This is a genomic window from Streptomyces sp. NPDC006529, assembly GCF_040611795.1.
Taxonomy (GTDB): domain Bacteria; phylum Actinomycetota; class Actinomycetes; order Streptomycetales; family Streptomycetaceae; genus Streptomyces.
This window is the reverse complement of the sequence record NZ_JBEXPB010000085.1, coordinates 1-14,821: the sequence shown is the minus strand read 5'-3', so window position 1 is coordinate 14,821 and position 14,821 is coordinate 1. Positions and strand designations below refer to the sequence as shown.

Sequence of the window (14,821 nt, the reverse complement as noted above, 5' to 3'; positions counted from 1 at the left end):
AGCGGGTCATACCCCTCCGCCCGCCGGTCATAGATCAGATCCAGCGCGGTGGTGACCTGCTCCTCGTCGAACCGCGCGATCGGCAGGATCTTCGAAGCGTGCACGATCGCCGAATCCAGACCCGCCTTCACGCACTCGTCCAGGAAGACCGAGTTCAGCAGGACCCGCGCCGCAGGGTTCAGCCCGAACGAGATGTTCGACAGGCCCAGGGTGGTCTGCACCTCGGGGTGGCGGCGCTTGAGCTCGCGGATCGCCTCGATCGTCGCGATCCCGTCCCCGCGGGATTCCTCCTGGCCCGTGCAGATCGTGAAGGTCAGGGTGTCGATCAGGATGTCCGACTCCCGGATCCCCCAGTTCCCCGTCAGATCCGCGATCAGCCGCTGCGCGATCGCCACCTTGTGCTCGACCGTCCGCGCCTGACCCTGCTCATCGATCGTCAACGCGATCAGCGCCGCACCGTGCTCCTGCGCCAGCCGGGTGACCTGCGCGAACCGCGAATCCGGCCCGTCACCGTCCTCATAGTTCACCGAGTTGATCACCGCACGCCCGCCCAGACGCTCCAGACCCGCCTTGATCACCGGAACCTCGGTCGAGTCCAGCACCACCGGCAGCGTCGACGCCGTCGCGAACCGCCCCGCCAGCTCGTCCATGTCCGCCACACCATCACGGCCGACATAGTCCACACACAGATCCAGCATGTGCGCGCCCTCACGGATCTGGTCCCGGACCATCTCCACACAGTCGTCCCAGCGCGCCTCCAGCATCGCGTCCCGGAACTTCTTCGACCCGTTCGCGTTCGTCCGCTCACCGATCGCCATGAACGCCAGATCCTGCCGGAACGCCACCGTCTGGTAGAGCGAGGAAGCGCCGGGTTCGGGGCGGGGATCGCGGGCCGCCGGGGCCAGCCCGCGGACCCGCTCGACGACCTGGCGCAGGTGCTCGGGGGTGGTACCGCAGCAGCCGCCCACGAGCGACAGACCGTACTCGCGGACGAACGACTCCTGCGCGTCCGCGAGTTCTTCGGGGGACAGGGGGTAGTGGGCGCCGTCCTTGGTCAGGACGGGCAGGCCGGCGTTGGGCATGCAGGAGATCGGGATACGGGCGTTGCGGGCGAGGTAGCGCAGGTGTTCGCTCATCTCCGCCGGGCCCGTCGCACAGTTCAGCCCGATCATGTCGATACCCAGGGGCTCCAGCGCGGTCAGCGCCGCACCGATCTCCGAGCCCAGCAGCATCGTGCCGGTCGTCTCCACCGTCACCGAGCAGATCAGCGGAACGGACACGCCCAGCGCGTCCATCGCCCGCCGCGCACCGATGACCGATGCCTTCGTCTGGAGCAGGTCCTGCGTCGTCTCCACCAGCAGCGCGTCCGCGCCGCCCGTCAGCAGCCCCTCCGCGTTGATCTGGTAGGCGTCGCGGATCGCCTCGTAGCGGATGTGGCCGAGGGTGGGGAGCTTGGTGCCGGGGCCCATCGAGCCGAGGACCCAGCGCTGCTGACCGGTCGAGGCGGTGAACTCGTCGGCGACCTCGCGGGCGATGCGGGCACCCGACTCCGACAGCTCGAAATTGCGGCCGGGGATGTCGTACTCGACCAGGGCTGACAGGTTGGCGCCGAAGGTGTTGGTCTCGACGCAGTCCACACCCACAGAGAAGTACGCCTCGTGCACCGAACGCACGATGTCCGGGCGCGTCACGTTCAGGACCTCGTTGCAGCCTTCCAGGTCCTGGAAGTCCTCCATGGTCGGATCCTGCGCCTGGAGCATCGTCCCCATGGCACCGTCGGCGACCACCACACGGGCGGCCAGCGCCTGCCGGAGGGCGTCGGCCCGGGTCTGGGTGTCTGCGGGCGGGTTCGGCAACGAGGCCATGGTTGAGCTCCCTGGGATGCGACGGCTGTCGGCTTTGCACCCCCGCTGTGTCAAGGGTGCACGCGGTCAGGGTAACCGCGCGATACCGGCCCCGGTGAGGGTGTCCCACGTGGCGGACTGCATTCTGTGCGCGGGGGTCTGGCGTCTCTGGCCGGTTCGCTGTGGCTCGAACAGTTTCCCCACATGCGAAGAGTCGGCATCGACCGATACTGTTCAGCATTGTCGAACCACGTCAGCAGGAGGCAGCCCGATGGCACGGAACATCCAGTCGCTCGAGCGAGCCGCTGCGATGCTGCGACTCCTGGCGGGCGGTGAGCGCCGCCTCGGTCTGTCGGACGTGGCCTCCTCGCTGGGGCTGGCCAAGGGCACGGCCCACGGCATCCTGCGCACGCTGCAGGCCGAGGGCTTCGTGGAGCAGGACCCCGCCTCGGGCCGCTACCAGCTGGGCGCGGAGCTGCTGCGCCTGGGCAACAGCTATCTGGACGTGCACGAGCTGCGCGCCCGTGCGCTGGTGTGGACGGACGACCTGGCCCGGGCGAGCGGCGAGAGCGTGTACGTGGGCGTGCTGCACAAGAGCGGGGTGCTGATCATGCACCACGTCTTCCGCCCCGACGACAGCCGCCAGGTGCTGGAGGTGGGGGCCATGCAGCCGCTGCACTCCACGGCCCTCGGCAAGGTCATCTCCGCGTTCGACCCGGTGGCGCACAGCCAGGTGATGGAGGCCGAGCGCGAGTCGTTCACGCCGCGCACGGTCACGGAGGCGGCGGGTTTCGAAGAGGTGCTGGACCTGATCCGGGCGCGCGGCTGGGGTTCCGACGTCGAGGAGACCTGGGAAGGGCTGGCCTCGGTGGCGGCGCCGATCCACGACCGGCGCCGGATGCCGGTGGGCGCGGTGGCGGTGTCGGGGGCCGTGGAGCGGGTCTGCGGCGAGGCCGGTGAGCCGCGTCCGGCGCTGGTGGCGGCCGTACGGGACTGTGCGCGCGCGGTGTCGCGCGACCTCGGCGCGGGCCGGTTCTGACCTTCTCTTTCCGGCCAGGGGCCACTCCGCGGCTGTTCCATGCCCATTTCGGCGCGTTTATGACCATGGAGTGGCTGGATTTGGGCGATCGTACCTAGTGGTAACGATCCGGCACTTTGGCCTGGCCAGGCCTTGACTGGTTCTCCACCCGGGCGGAAAACTGCCGTTCACCGGTCGGCATTGTCGAACACCTAACGGCAATACGCGTTAGGGTAGGGCGAGGCCAAGGACCGGTGCAGCACTCACCGAGTGCGTGGGACCACCGGAGGGACCCGGTGTTCCACCCACCCCCTGGACGTTTGACAAAGGAGTCGCGGGTGTCCAGCTCCGACATCTTCATGGGCGAGACCATCGGTACCGCCCTGCTCACCCTGCTCGGCGGCGGCGTCTGCGCCGCGGTGACGCTCAAGAGCTCCAAGGCCCGCAACGCGGGCTGGCTGGCGATCACGTTCGGCTGGGGCTTCGCGGTCCTGATAGCCGCCTACGTGTCCGCCCCGCTCTCGGGCGCCCACCTGAACCCGGCGGTCACCGTCGGCCTCGCGGTCAAGAGCGGCGAGTGGAACGACGTACCGGTGTACTTCGCCGGCCAGCTGCTCGGCGCGATGCTCGGCGCCGTCCTGATGTGGGCCACCTACTACGGCCAGTTCCGCGCGCACCTCTCCGACCCGGAGCACATACGCGACGCGAAGCTCGGCCCCGAGGACCCGCACCCCCACGACCAGGCCGGCCCGGTCCTCGGCGTCTTCTCCACCGGCCCCGAGATCCGCAACGTCGTCCAGAACCTCATCACCGAGATCATCGGCACCGCCGTCCTGGTCCTGGCCATCCTGACCCAGGGCCTCCAGGACGACGGCAAGGGCCTCGGAGTCATAGGCGTCCTGATCACGTCCTTCGTGGTCGTCGGCATCGGCCTCTCGCTCGGCGGGCCGACCGGCTACGCCATCAACCCGGTGCGCGACCTCGGTCCGCGCATCGTGCACGCCCTGCTTCCGCTGCCCAACAAGGGCGGCTCGGACTGGGGGTACTCCTGGATCCCGGTGGTCGGACCGCTCGCCGGTGCCGCACTCGCCGGCGGTCTGTACAACCTCGCGTTCGCCTGATCAGCACCGGCTCGTTTCGCAAGATCCGCACCGCCCCCTGATTCCGCCTACTCACAGACCTGCCAGGAGCAGCCACCATGACCAGCAGCACCGGCCCCTTCATCGCCGCGATCGACCAGGGCACCACGTCCTCCCGCTGCATCGTCTTCGACCGCGACGGGCGCATCGTCGCCGTCGACCAGAAGGAGCACGAGCAGATCTTCCCGAAGCCGGGCTGGGTCGAGCACGACGCCGCCGAGATCTGGACCAACGTCCAGGAGGTCGTCGCCGGGGCCATCGCCAAGGCCGAGATCACGGCCGCCGACGTCAAGGCCGTCGGCATCACCAACCAGCGCGAGACCACCCTGCTGTGGGACCGGCACACCGGCGAGCCGGTGCACAACGCGCTGGTCTGGCAGGACACCCGCACCGACTCCCTCTGCAAGGAGCTCGGCCGCAACGTCGGCCAGGACCGCTTCCGCCGCGAGACCGGCCTGCCGCTGGCGAGCTACTTCGCCGGCCCCAAGGTCCGCTGGCTGCTCGACAACGTCGAGGGCCTGCGCGAGCGCGCCGAGGCCGGGGACATCCTCTTCGGCACCATGGACTCCTGGGTCATCTGGAACCTCACCGGCGGCGCGCAGGGCGGTGTGCACGTCACCGACGTCACCAACGCCTCGCGCACCATGCTGATGAACCTGCACACCCTGGCCTGGGACGAGAAGATCGCCGAGTCCATGGGCGTCCCGATGAACGTCCTCCCGGAGATCAAGTCCTCCGCCGAGGTCTACGGCCACGTCAAGGACGGCGTCCTCGCCGGTGTCCCGGTCGCCTCGGCGCTCGGGGACCAGCAGGCCGCCCTGTTCGGCCAGACGTGTTTCGCCGAGGGCGAGGCGAAGTCGACGTACGGCACCGGCACGTTCATGCTCATGAACACCGGCGACAAGATCATCAACTCCTACAGCGGCCTACTGACCACGGTCGGCTACCAGATCGGCGACCAGCAGCCGGTCTACGCGCTGGAGGGCTCCATCGCCGTCACCGGCTCGCTCGTCCAGTGGATGCGCGACCAGATGGGCATGATCAAGACCGCGGCCGAGATCGAGACCCTGGCGTCCTCGGTCGAGGACAACGGCGGCGCGTACTTCGTGCCCGCCTTCTCCGGCCTGTTCGCCCCGTACTGGCGCTCCGACGCCCGCGGTGTGATCGCCGGCCTGACCCGGTACGTCACCAAGGCGCACATCGCCCGTGCCGTCCTGGAGGCCACCGCCTGGCAGACCCGCGAGATCACCGACGCCATGACCAAGGACTCCGGCGTCGAGCTGGCCGCCCTCAAGGTCGACGGCGGCATGACCTCCAACAACCTGCTGATGCAGACCCTCTCCGACTTCGTGGACGCCCCCGTGGTGCGCCCGATGGTCGCCGAGACCACCTGCCTCGGCGCCGCCTACGCCGCCGGCCTGGCCGTCGGCTTCTGGCCCGACACCGACGCCCTGCGCGCCAACTGGCGCCGCGCGGCGGAGTGGACCCCGCGCATGCCCGCCGAACAGCGGGACCGCGAGTACAAGAGCTGGCTCAAGGCCGTGGAGCGTTCCATGGGCTGGGTCGACGACGAAGACGCCAGCTGACCGCACCAGCTGAGTCAATCGACGAGGAGCTAAGAGAGATATGAGCAGCCTGCAGAGCGTTCCCTCACTGGGATCGCACCCGACCGCCGGTTCGAACGCGAGCCGAGCCGAGACCCGCGAGCAGCTGGCCAAGGCCACGTACGACCTGCTCGTCATCGGCGGTGGAATCCTGGGCACCTCCGTGGCCTGGCACGCCGCGCAGTCGGGTCTGCGGGTCGCCATGGTGGACGCCGGCGACTTCGCCGGCGCCACCTCCTCGGCCTCCTCCAAGCTCGTCCACGGGGGCCTGCGCTACCTGCAGACCGGCGCGGTCAAGCTGGTCGCGGAGAACCACCACGAGCGCCGGGTGCTGGCCAAGGACGTGGCCCCGCACCTGGTCAACCCGCTGACCTTCTACCTCCCCGTGTACAAGGGCGGCCCGGTCGGCGCCGCGAAGCTCGGGGCGGGCGTCTTCGCGTACTCGGCGCTGTCCGGTTTCGGTGACGGCATGGGCAAGGTCATATCGCCGGCCCGCGCCGTCGCCGACAACCCGGGCCTGAAGACGGACAACCTGAAGGCCGTCGCGGTCTACTACGACCACCAGATGAACGACTCGCGGGTCGCCGTCATGACGGTCCGCGCGGCCGTCGAATCGGGCGCGGTCGTCCTCAACCACGCCGAGGTCACCGGCCTGCGCATGACGCAGGGCCGGGTCTCCGGCGCCGAACTCAAGGACCGTCTCGACGGCACCGAGTTCGGGGTCGACGCGCGCGTCGTGCTCAACGCCACCGGCCCGTGGGTGGACCACCTGCGGCGCATGGAAGACAAGCACTCGATGCCGTCGATCCGCCTCTCCAAGGGCGCGCACATCGTGATGAAGCGGAAGTCGCCGTGGAAGGCCGCCATGGCCACCCCGATCGACAAGTACCGCATCACCTTCGCCCTCCCCTGGGAGGACCAGCTGCTCCTCGGGACGACCGACGAGGTCTACGAGGGCGACCCGGCGGACGTGCGCGCCACCGAGTCCGACATCGAGCAGATCCTCGACGAGGCGGCCTTCTCCGTGAAGGACGCCGACCTCGACCGCTCCCTGATGACGTACGCCTTCGCGGGCCTGCGGGTGCTGCCCGGCGGCCCCGGCGGGGTCGAGAAGGCCAAGCGCGAGACGGTGGTCTCCGAGGGCCGCGCGGGCATGCTGTCGGTGGCCGGCGGCAAGTGGACGACGTACCGGCACATCGGCCGCGTCGTCATGGACAAGCTGGCCAAGCTGCCGGGCAGCCCGCTCACCGACGACATGGAGCCGGTGAAGTCGCTGGTCCGCCGGGTGCCGCTGCCCGGTGTCGCCAACCCCAACGCGGTGGCGCACCGGCTGCTGATCGACCGTGACCCGGGCTCGCGGATGGACCCGCTGACCGCGCGTCACCTGGCCTCGCACTACGGCTCGCTGGCCTTCGACATCGCCCGCCTCGCCAACGAGGACCCGGCACTCGCCGAGCGGATCCACGAGGACGGCCCGGAGATCTGGGCGCAGGTCGCCTACGCCCGCGACCACGAGTGGGCGGAGACGGCCGACGACGTCCTGCGCCGCCGTACGACGGTCACCGTGCGCGGTCTCGACACCGCCGAGGTGCGCGCTCGCGTCGAGGAGATGCTGAGCCGCAAGGCATAGCGGGCACGCCCGGGGCATAGCTCCGGCGCAGGTGGGGAAGAGGGGTGGTCCCGGGGACCACCCCTTTTCCGTGGGCTGTGGAAGGCGCACCGGCAAGGCTTAGGCTGGCCCCCGTACACAAGGGGAACTTCGGAAGGAGACCTGGGTGATCGAGCTTGAGGGCGTGCCCGAGCTGATCGACCCGGTCATGGTGGCCGCGTTCGAGGGCTGGAACGACGCGGGTGACGCCGCCTCCGGTGCGGTCACGCACCTGGACCGGGAGTGGAAGGGCGAGGTGTTCGCGGCGCTCGACGCCGAGGACTACTACGACTTCCAGGTCAACCGTCCGACGGTGTGGCTGGACAACGGGGTCCGGAAGGTCACCTGGCCGACCACCCGGCTGTCCGTGGTCCGGGTGGGCGGCGCCAAGCCGCGCGACCTGGTCCTGGTCCGGGGCATCGAACCGTCCATGAGGTGGCGGTCGTTCTGCAACGAGCTCCTCGGTTTCGCCCATGAACTGGGCGTCGAGATGGTGGTCATCCTGGGCGCGCTGCTCGGGGACACCCCGCACACCCGGCCGGTGCCGGTGAGCGGGGTGACGTCCGATCCCGACCTGGCGCGGACGATGGACCTGGAGGAGACCCGGTACGAGGGCCCCACCGGCATCGTGGGCATCCTTCAGGAGGCGTGCACGCACGCGGGCGTGCCGGCCGTCTCGCTGTGGGCGGCGGTGCCGCACTACGTGTCGCAGCCGCCGAACCCGAAGGCGACGCTGGCCCTGCTGAACCGGCTGGAGGACCTGATCGACATCCGCATCCCGCTGGGTGAACTCCCGGAGGACGCGCGGGCGTGGCAGGTGGGGGTGGACCAACTGGCCGCCGAGGACAGCGAGGTGGCGGAGTACGTCCAGACGCTGGAGGAGGCGCGGGACACGGCGGACCTCCCGGAGGCCTCCGGGGAGGCCATCGCCCGGGAGTTCGAGCGGTACCTGCGGCGGCGGGACGGTGGTCCCGGGCCGGGCGTGGCGGGTGACGCGGGTCCGGGGGACGGCTCGTACCTCCGCGACCCGTCGGGCGGGCGGCCGCGGGGGCCGCGCCGCAAACCGGACGCCTCCGGCGAGGACCCGTCCGACCCCCCGCCGCCCCCTCCCCCGGACGACGCCCCGGACACCCCGGAACCGTAGCCCTCAATCGCCGGGCGGGCTGTACGTGTGCCCTCAAACGCCGGGCGGGCTGGGATGTGCCGGGCGCGTCCGATCCAGCCCCGCCGGCGTTTGAGGCGCCCCCGGAGGGCGGACGGGCCCGCACCGGCCGGGAATACCCTTGGCGGCGCCCGCAAGGCATATGGGCCGCCCAGCCGAAACCCAGCCCCGCCGGCGTTTGAGGCGTCCCCGGAGGGCGGACGGCCCGCGCCCGGCACGGCAGGCCCGAACACCCAGCCCCGCGGGCGTTTGAGGCGCCCCCGGAGGGCATACGGGGGCTATGTGGCCGAGCAGCCCGGGAGCCGGGGGACCCATGCGCGCAGCCCCCCGCCCGGGTAGGGCGGGGGGCTGCGGGGGTGTCGGTGGGGCGGGGTCAGAGGGCTACGCCCAGGAGGGCGTCCACGGTGCGGGAGACGAGCCCGGGCGCGGCCTCGTCGGACCCGCCGGAGGCGATCTGCGCGTCCACCCAGCGGTCCACGGCCGCCAGCGCCCGCGGCGCGTCGAGGTCGTCCGCGAGCGCCTCGCGGACCTCCTCCACCAGCGCGTCGGCGGCCAGCCCGTCCGGCCGGGACACGGCGGCACGCCACCGCTCCAGCCGGGCCACCGCGTCGGCGAGGACCGCGTCGGTCCACTCCCAGTCGGCCCGGTAGTGGTGCGACAGCAGGGCCAGGCGGATCGCCGCCGGATCGACCCCGGCCCGCCGCAGCGCGGAGACGAAGACCAGGTTGCCCTTGGACTTGGACATCTTCTGGCCGCCCAGCCCGACCATGCCCGCGTGCACATAGGCCTTGGCCATCGGGAACTCGCCCGTCAGGGCCTGCGCGTGCGAGGCGCCCATCTCGTGGTGCGGGAAGGCGAGGTCGGACCCGCCGCCCTGGATGTCGAAGCCCATGCCCAGGTGGTCCAGGGCGATGGCGACGCACTCGATGTGCCAGCCGGGCCGGCCGCGGCCCAGCGAGCCGCCGTCCCAGCTCGGTTCGCCGGGGCGGGCGGCCATCCACAGCATCGGGTCGAGCGGGTTCTTCTTGCCCGGCCGCTCCGGGTCGCCGCCGCGCTCGGCGGACAGCAGCCGCATCGCCTCGGCGTCGAGGTGGGAGACCGAGCCGAAGTTCGGGTCGGAGCCGACCGAGAAGTAGGTGTCACCGTCGAGTTCGTAGGCGGCGCCCGCGTCGCGGAGCCGCTCCACGAGCGGCACGATCCCGGGTATGGCCTCGACGGCGCCGATGTAGTGCTGCGGGGGGAGCATCCGCAGGGCGGTCATGTCCTCGCGGAACAGGGCGGTCTCGCGCTCGGCGAGTTCGGTCCAGTCGTGGCCGTCGCGCAGGGCCCGCTCCAGGAGCGGATCGTCCACGTCGGTCACGTTCTGGACGTAGTGCACCTGCCGCTGGGTGTCGAGCCACACGCGCTGCACGAGGTCGAACGCGTTGTAGGTCGCCGCGTGACCCATGTGGGTCGCGTCGTACGGGGTGATGCCGCAGACGTAGATGCGGGCGACGGGACCGGGGGAAAGGGTGACCTTCCCCTGAGTCGAAGTGTCGTGGATCTGGAGGTCGCGGCCCTTGCCAGGCAGGGCGGGGACCTCAGAAGCGGGCCAGGCATGCATGTCGTGAGCCTAACCGGACGGGTGTTCCTCAAACGAACCGGACCTGCGCTCTCGGCGTGATCGACACCCTTGCGGTCCGGCCCCCGGTGTGCGTACGGACGTACGCGGCCGGGGCCGGGTGTCAGACGGGCGGCCAGGGGATCGAGGGCCAGTCCCCGGAGGGCCGGGGGTGCTCCCCGGTGCGCAGCAGGTCCGCCACGCGGCCCCGTACGGCGTCCAGCTCGACCGGTGTGATCAGTTCGGCCAGCCGGGTGGCGAGCGGCGCTCCGTCGGCCAGCAGGAGGGTCAGCGAGGCGAGGACGGCGCGCGCCTCGTCGGTCAGCGACTCCCCGGCCCAGCCCCAGAGCAGGGTGCGCAGCTTGTCCTCGGTGTGGAAACTCACGCCGTGGTCGATGCCGTAGAGCCGGCCGTCGGGGGCGGCCAGCAGGTGGCCGCCCTTGCGGTCGCCGTTGTTGATCACGGCGTCGAGGACGGCGAGACGGCGCAGCCGGGGGTCGTCGGCGTGGACGAGGAGCGCTGTGCGGCCTTCGCCGACCTCGGCGAGGGCGACGGGTTTCCAGCCCTGCCCCGCCTCCTCCCCTTCGACCAGGGCGAGCAGCCGGCCACCGGGGTCACCGCCCTCGCCGGACCCGTCGGAGTCGCCCGGCCCGTCGGAGTCGTCGGGTTCTTCGGCCTCAGCCGTCTCGATCCAGTGCTGGACCATGCCCTCGCCGTAGGGCCCGTCGCGCAGCACGGTCGCCGGGATCAGGCCCCAGCCGGTGGCTTCGGAGACCAGGAAGGCGGCGCGTTCGCGCCGGGCGAGGTTGCCGTCGGGGAAGTCCCACAGCGGCCGCTCGCCCTTGACGGGCTTGTAGACGCAGTCCACGCTCACGCCCTCGTGCGTGGCGGTGCACAGCAGGACGGCGTTGGACGCCTCCCTGATCCGGCCCTGGACGGTCAGTTCCCCCCGGGCGAGCACCTCCAGCAGGGCCCCCGTCCCCAGGTCATCCGTCCGCTCGTCCCGCGTCCGGCTCCGCACGCCGTGGTCCTCCCCCATCGCGCTCACGCTCCGCGCCGGTAGCCGTTCTGGCGCGGACAGACGTGCCCCTCCGGGTCCAGCGGGAGGCTGCACAGCGGGCACGGCGGGCGGCCCGCGTTGACGACGTCCAGGGCCCGCTTGGCGAAGGCGCGGGCCTGCGCCCCGGAGAGCCGCACGCGCAGCATCGGCGGGCCGTTCTCCTCGTCCTGGAGCAGCCGCTCCTCGGCCTCGGCGAGGTCCTCGTCCGAGTCCGCGTCGAGTTCCACCAGCGCCTGCGCCTCGACGATCATGCGCTGTTCCTCGCCGTCCCAGGCCAGGGCCATGGTGCCGACGCGGAACTCCTCCTCGACGGGGACGTCGAGCGGGGCGGTGTCGGCCGCCTCGGCGGGCGCCACGGCGGGGACCGGAGCGTTGCCGCCGGTGCGCCGTACGACTTCGTCCAGCAGTTCGTCCATCCGTTCCGCGAGCGCCGCGACCTGGGTCTTCTCCAGGGACACGCTGGTCACGCGGGGGCCGGTGGAAGCCTGGAGGAAGAAGGTGCGGCGTCCGGGCAGGCCGACCGTACCGGCCACGAAGCGGTCCGGCGGGTCGTAGAGGAACACCTGACGGGGCACGTCCAGTCTCCAGTCTCTGCGGCAGGACGCGGCCTGCGCACGGGGGGCTGTGCTGATGGATGAAGGCCAGTCCACCCTACTGCGCCGTTCGATCACACAGCGCCCGCACCGCCTCCCACGACGGCGTTCCCGCCGTCTTCGGCTCCTTTGTCCGCGCCCGGCTCCGCCGGCTCGGCGGCCGCGTCGGGCGCGGGCCGGGCGGCGAGGCCCGCGAGGTCGCCGGTGTCGCCCAGCCGGAGCAGGAAGGGGCGGGTGGGCGTGTAGCGGATCGCCGTGATCGAACAGGGGTCGACGTGGATGCGCTGGAAGAGGTCGAGGTGCATCCCGAGGGCGTCGGCGACCAGCGACTTGATGATGTCGCCGTGCGAGCACATCAGGTAGGCGGCGTCGGGGCCGTGCTCCTCGTCGATGCGCGCGTTCCAGTCGCGGACGGCTTCCACGGCGCGGGCCTGCATGGCGCGCATGGACTCGCCGCCGGGGAACGCGGCGGCCGAGGGGTGCTGCTGGACGATCCGCATCAGGGGTTCGTCGGTGAGTTCGGAGAGTTTGCGGCCGGACCAGTCGCCGTAGTGGCACTCGCCGATCCGCTCGTCCGGGTGCAGCGCCAGCTCGGGCCGGGCGGCGAGCAGCGGCGCCAGGGTCTGGCGGCAGCGCTCCAGCGGGCTGGTGACGGCGGCGGCGAGCGGCAGGTCGGCGAGACGGCCGGGCAGCGCGGCGGCCTGTTCGGCGCCGCGCTCGTCCAGCTCGACGCCGGGGGTCCATCCGGCGAGCAGCCCTGCGGTGTTGGCGGTGGACCGCCCGTGTCGTACGAGGATCAGCGTGGCCATGCGGACAGGGTATGCGCCGGCGGTGGTGTGCGGCCGGGGCCGGGTCGGGAAACAATGCCGGGGTGATTGTGGACTGCGCGATTTACCGGGACGGCCGCCGTACCGATGGACCCGAAGACTTCTCGGACGCCCTGGCCGAGGCCCGGGCCGCCGGTGACGCCTTCCTGTGGGTCGGCATGCACGAGCCGTCGGCGAAGGAGTTCGAGCACGTCAGCCACGAGTTCGGGCTGCACGCGCTGGCCGTGGAGGACGCCCTCACGGCGCACCAGCGGCCGAAGCTGGAGGTGTACGACGATTCGCTGTTCGTGGTCCTCAAGCCGGTGCTGTACGACGACGCGACGGACACGGTGAGCACGGGCGAGCTGATGGTCTTCATCGGGGACTCGTTCGTGGTGACGGTGCGGCACGGCGAGGGCGCCGCGCTGACCGCCGTGCGGCACCGGCTGGAGCGGGAGCCGGACGTGCTCAAGCACGGGCCCACGGCGGTGCTGTACGCGGTGGCCGACGCGGTGGTGGACCACTACATCGACGTGGCGGCGGAGCTCCAGGCGGACCTGGAGGAGCTGGAGGCGGAGGTGTTCGCGCCGAACCCCTCGGAGTCGAAGAACACCGCGGCGCGGATCTACAACTTCAAGCGGCAGGTGCTGGAGTTCCGCCGGGCGACCAGCCCGCTGCTCCAGCCGATGGACCGGCTGGCCTCGGGGAACCTGCCGTTCGTGCACGAGCACTCGCGGCCGTTCTTCCGCGACGTCTCCGACCACCTGACCAAGGCGAACGAGTACATCGAGGGCCTGGACCGGCTGCTGTCGGACGCCCTGGCCGCGCACCTGGCGCAGATGGGGGTGCGGCAGAACGACGACATGCGCAAGATCTCGGCGTGGGCGGCGATGGCGGCCGTGCCCACGATGGTCGCGGGGATCTACGGGATGAACTTCGAGCACATGCCGGAGCTGAAGCACACCTGGGGCTATCCGGGCGTGGTGGTGCTGATGGTGGTGCTGTGCGTGGGCCTGCACCGGTTGTTCAAACGGCGGGGCTGGCTGTAGCCACCCCCACCCCCGAGTGGGCCCGCCCGGCGCCGCCGGGCCCGGCCGCGGCCCCGAGGGCGTCGCGGCGCTCCGGCATGCGCAGGCGCACCATGCGGTGCCAGCCCGCGAAGCGCTCGTACGCGTACACGGAGCGGATGCCGGCGGCGAGCGCCGCGGACTTCGGGGCGGGCCAGCGCAGCAGCCGGCCCATGTGGCCCATCACGGCGAGGCTGACGTCGCGGTAGACCGCGATCTCGGCGAGCGCGCTCTGGCGCAGCACCCGATGGATGGCGGGGCCGTGGCCGCGGGCGGCGAGGCGCAGCAGTTCCTCGTGGCAGTAGGCGAGGTGGTTGTCCTCGTCGGCGCTGATCATGCGCACCGCCCTGCCGATCTCGGGGTGGTCCCCGAAGTACCGCACGAGCAGTGCCATCTGGTCGGCGGCGCGCTGCTCGGTGACCCGGCTGTGGGCGAGGTAGACGACGATGTCCCGCTCGGTCAGCGGTTCCTCGCGGCGCAGCTTCTCGTGGGCGAGGCCGATGCCGAGCCGTTCCAGTTTCATCGTGTAGTCGGTGTCGGCGGGGACGGTGACGGCGTGCAGTCCCCGGTGGCGCAGCAGGGCGTGGAAGATCCGGCCGTGTTTGTCCTCGTCGGCGCCGTGCCGGACGATCCGGGGCGCGAGGGCGCGCATGCCGTCGGGCACCAGCGCCGCGATCCGCGCGTTCTCCCAGCCGCCCTGGGACTCCCCGCTGGCGGCGATGGAGCAGAACAGCTGGAAGGAGTCGTCGTGGTCGAGGATCTCCCGGAACAGGCTGCGGGCAGAGAGCATGGGGCGGAACACCTCCGGGGAAGCGGGACTTCACTCAAGTCCCGATCCCGGGGCCGGGCAACCGCACGTAGTCCGAAGGGGTAGCCGCGGGGGCGTAACCCGCGGGGCTCCCCGCGCGTTGTTCGCTGTGCCGGCCGTGGCGGGGAAGACCCCCCGAGCCCCCACCACGGCCGCAGACTTTCCCGCGCGGGAGCTAGGTGTATTGACCCGCAGGGTTGTTTACGCGGCTGATGGGTGGGTGTCCGCCCAGTGCGGTGTGGCAGCGGTGATGGTTGTAGGTGTGGAGGAAGTCTGCCAGTGCTTCGGTCCGCTCCTGGTTTGAGGTGTAGGCCCGCAGGTAGGCCCACTCTTCGAGGAGGGTGCGGTTGAAGCGTTCGACTTTGCCGTTGGTCTGTGGCCGGTAGGCGCGGGTGAGTTTGCCGCTCGCGCCGAGGTCGGTCAGGACGGCCTTCCAGGCCAGGCCCTTGCGGTAGGCCCAGGCGTTGTCTGT

The 14,821-nt window shown here is 71.3% G+C and carries 13 protein-coding genes; 6 read left to right on the top strand and 7 right to left on the bottom strand.

Features of this window, described 5'->3' with window-relative positions; all coding sequences use genetic code 11:
• On the bottom strand, positions 1 to 1,865 hold a 1,865-nt coding region (locus ABZY31_RS30640; protein WP_356416864.1), incomplete at its 3' end, for a homocysteine S-methyltransferase family protein.
• A gap of 250 nt (positions 1,866 to 2,115) precedes the next feature.
• Here ABZY31_RS30640 and ABZY31_RS30635 point away from each other — a divergent pair.
• The 5 genes from ABZY31_RS30635 to ABZY31_RS30615 all read left to right on the top strand — a co-directional run bounded on the left by ABZY31_RS30635 (position 2,116) and on the right by ABZY31_RS30615 (position 8,397).
• Entirely contained in the window at positions 2,116 to 2,883 is a 768-nt protein-coding gene (locus ABZY31_RS30635) for an IclR family transcriptional regulator (protein WP_356416862.1), read from the top strand.
• A 317-nt stretch (positions 2,884 to 3,200) separates the two neighbouring features.
• Positions 3,201 to 3,983 (top strand): MIP/aquaporin family protein, encoded by a 783-nt coding sequence (locus ABZY31_RS30630; protein ID WP_356416861.1) that lies wholly within the window; start codon positions 3,201 to 3,203, stop codon positions 3,981 to 3,983.
• Positions 3,984 to 4,060: 77 nt separating this feature from the next.
• Complete coding sequence (gene glpK / locus ABZY31_RS30625; RefSeq protein WP_356416859.1) at positions 4,061 to 5,587, top strand: glycerol kinase GlpK; 1,527 nt, start codon at positions 4,061 to 4,063, stop codon at positions 5,585 to 5,587.
• Between the two features lie 40 nt (positions 5,588 to 5,627).
• On the top strand, positions 5,628 to 7,235 hold the full coding sequence (locus ABZY31_RS30620; protein WP_356416857.1) for a glycerol-3-phosphate dehydrogenase/oxidase: 1,608 nt from the start codon (positions 5,628 to 5,630) through the stop codon (positions 7,233 to 7,235).
• Between the two features lie 145 nt (positions 7,236 to 7,380).
• Positions 7,381 to 8,397: a PAC2 family protein gene (locus tag ABZY31_RS30615; RefSeq protein ID WP_356416855.1), complete on the top strand. Its 1,017-nt coding sequence runs from the start codon at positions 7,381 to 7,383 to the stop codon at positions 8,395 to 8,397.
• Positions 8,398 to 8,788: 391 nt separating this feature from the next.
• Here the strand turns inward: ABZY31_RS30615 and mshC are convergent, their stop codons facing one another.
• From mshC to ABZY31_RS30595, 4 genes are all read right to left on the bottom strand, one after another.
• Positions 8,789 to 10,018 (bottom strand): cysteine--1-D-myo-inosityl 2-amino-2-deoxy-alpha-D-glucopyranoside ligase, encoded by a 1,230-nt coding sequence (gene mshC / locus ABZY31_RS30610; RefSeq protein ID WP_356416853.1) that lies wholly within the window; start codon positions 10,016 to 10,018, stop codon positions 8,789 to 8,791.
• A 121-nt stretch (positions 10,019 to 10,139) separates the two neighbouring features.
• On the bottom strand, positions 10,140 to 11,054 hold the full coding sequence (locus tag ABZY31_RS30605) for an SCO1664 family protein (RefSeq protein WP_356416851.1): 915 nt from the start codon (positions 11,052 to 11,054) through the stop codon (positions 10,140 to 10,142).
• A 5-nt stretch (positions 11,055 to 11,059) separates the two neighbouring features.
• Positions 11,060 to 11,650 (bottom strand): DUF3090 domain-containing protein, encoded by a 591-nt coding sequence (locus ABZY31_RS30600; RefSeq protein WP_351043915.1) that lies wholly within the window; start codon positions 11,648 to 11,650, stop codon positions 11,060 to 11,062.
• Between the two features lie 92 nt (positions 11,651 to 11,742).
• Positions 11,743 to 12,477: a histidine phosphatase family protein gene (locus ABZY31_RS30595; protein WP_356416849.1), complete on the bottom strand. Its 735-nt coding sequence runs from the start codon at positions 12,475 to 12,477 to the stop codon at positions 11,743 to 11,745.
• Between the two features lie 62 nt (positions 12,478 to 12,539).
• On the opposite strand from ABZY31_RS30595, the gene corA reads away from it, so the two are divergent.
• Positions 12,540 to 13,523 (top strand): magnesium/cobalt transporter CorA, encoded by a 984-nt coding sequence (gene corA / locus ABZY31_RS30590; protein ID WP_356416847.1) that lies wholly within the window; start codon positions 12,540 to 12,542, stop codon positions 13,521 to 13,523.
• Here corA and ABZY31_RS30585 read toward each other — a convergent pair.
• Positions 13,501 to 14,331, bottom strand: a complete 831-nt coding sequence (locus ABZY31_RS30585; protein ID WP_356416846.1) for a ferritin-like domain-containing protein — start codon at positions 14,329 to 14,331, stop codon at positions 13,501 to 13,503. The genes corA and ABZY31_RS30585 overlap by 23 nt on opposite strands.
• A gap of 193 nt (positions 14,332 to 14,524) precedes the next feature.
• On the bottom strand, positions 14,525 to 14,821 hold a 297-nt coding region (locus tag ABZY31_RS30580), incomplete at its 5' end, for an integrase core domain-containing protein (protein ID WP_356416844.1).

Excerpts from the sequence above, each read along its gene's own strand:
- ABZY31_RS30635 (WP_356416862.1), top strand. The coding sequence starts at position 2,116 with ATGGCACGGAACATCCAGTCGCTCGAGCGAGCCGCTGCGATGCTGCGA.
- ABZY31_RS30605 (WP_356416851.1), bottom strand. The coding sequence starts at position 11,054 with ATGGGGGAGGACCACGGCGTGCGGAGCCGGACGCGGGACGAGCGGACG.
- ABZY31_RS30620 (WP_356416857.1), top strand. The coding sequence starts at position 5,628 with ATGAGCAGCCTGCAGAGCGTTCCCTCACTGGGATCGCACCCGACCGCC.
- mshC (WP_356416853.1), bottom strand. The coding sequence starts at position 10,018 with ATGCATGCCTGGCCCGCTTCTGAGGTCCCCGCCCTGCCTGGCAAGGGC.
- ABZY31_RS30585 (WP_356416846.1), bottom strand. The coding sequence starts at position 14,331 with ATGCTCTCTGCCCGCAGCCTGTTCCGGGAGATCCTCGACCACGACGAC.
- ABZY31_RS30595 (WP_356416849.1), bottom strand. The coding sequence starts at position 12,477 with ATGGCCACGCTGATCCTCGTACGACACGGGCGGTCCACCGCCAACACC.
- glpK (WP_356416859.1), top strand. The coding sequence starts at position 4,061 with ATGACCAGCAGCACCGGCCCCTTCATCGCCGCGATCGACCAGGGCACC.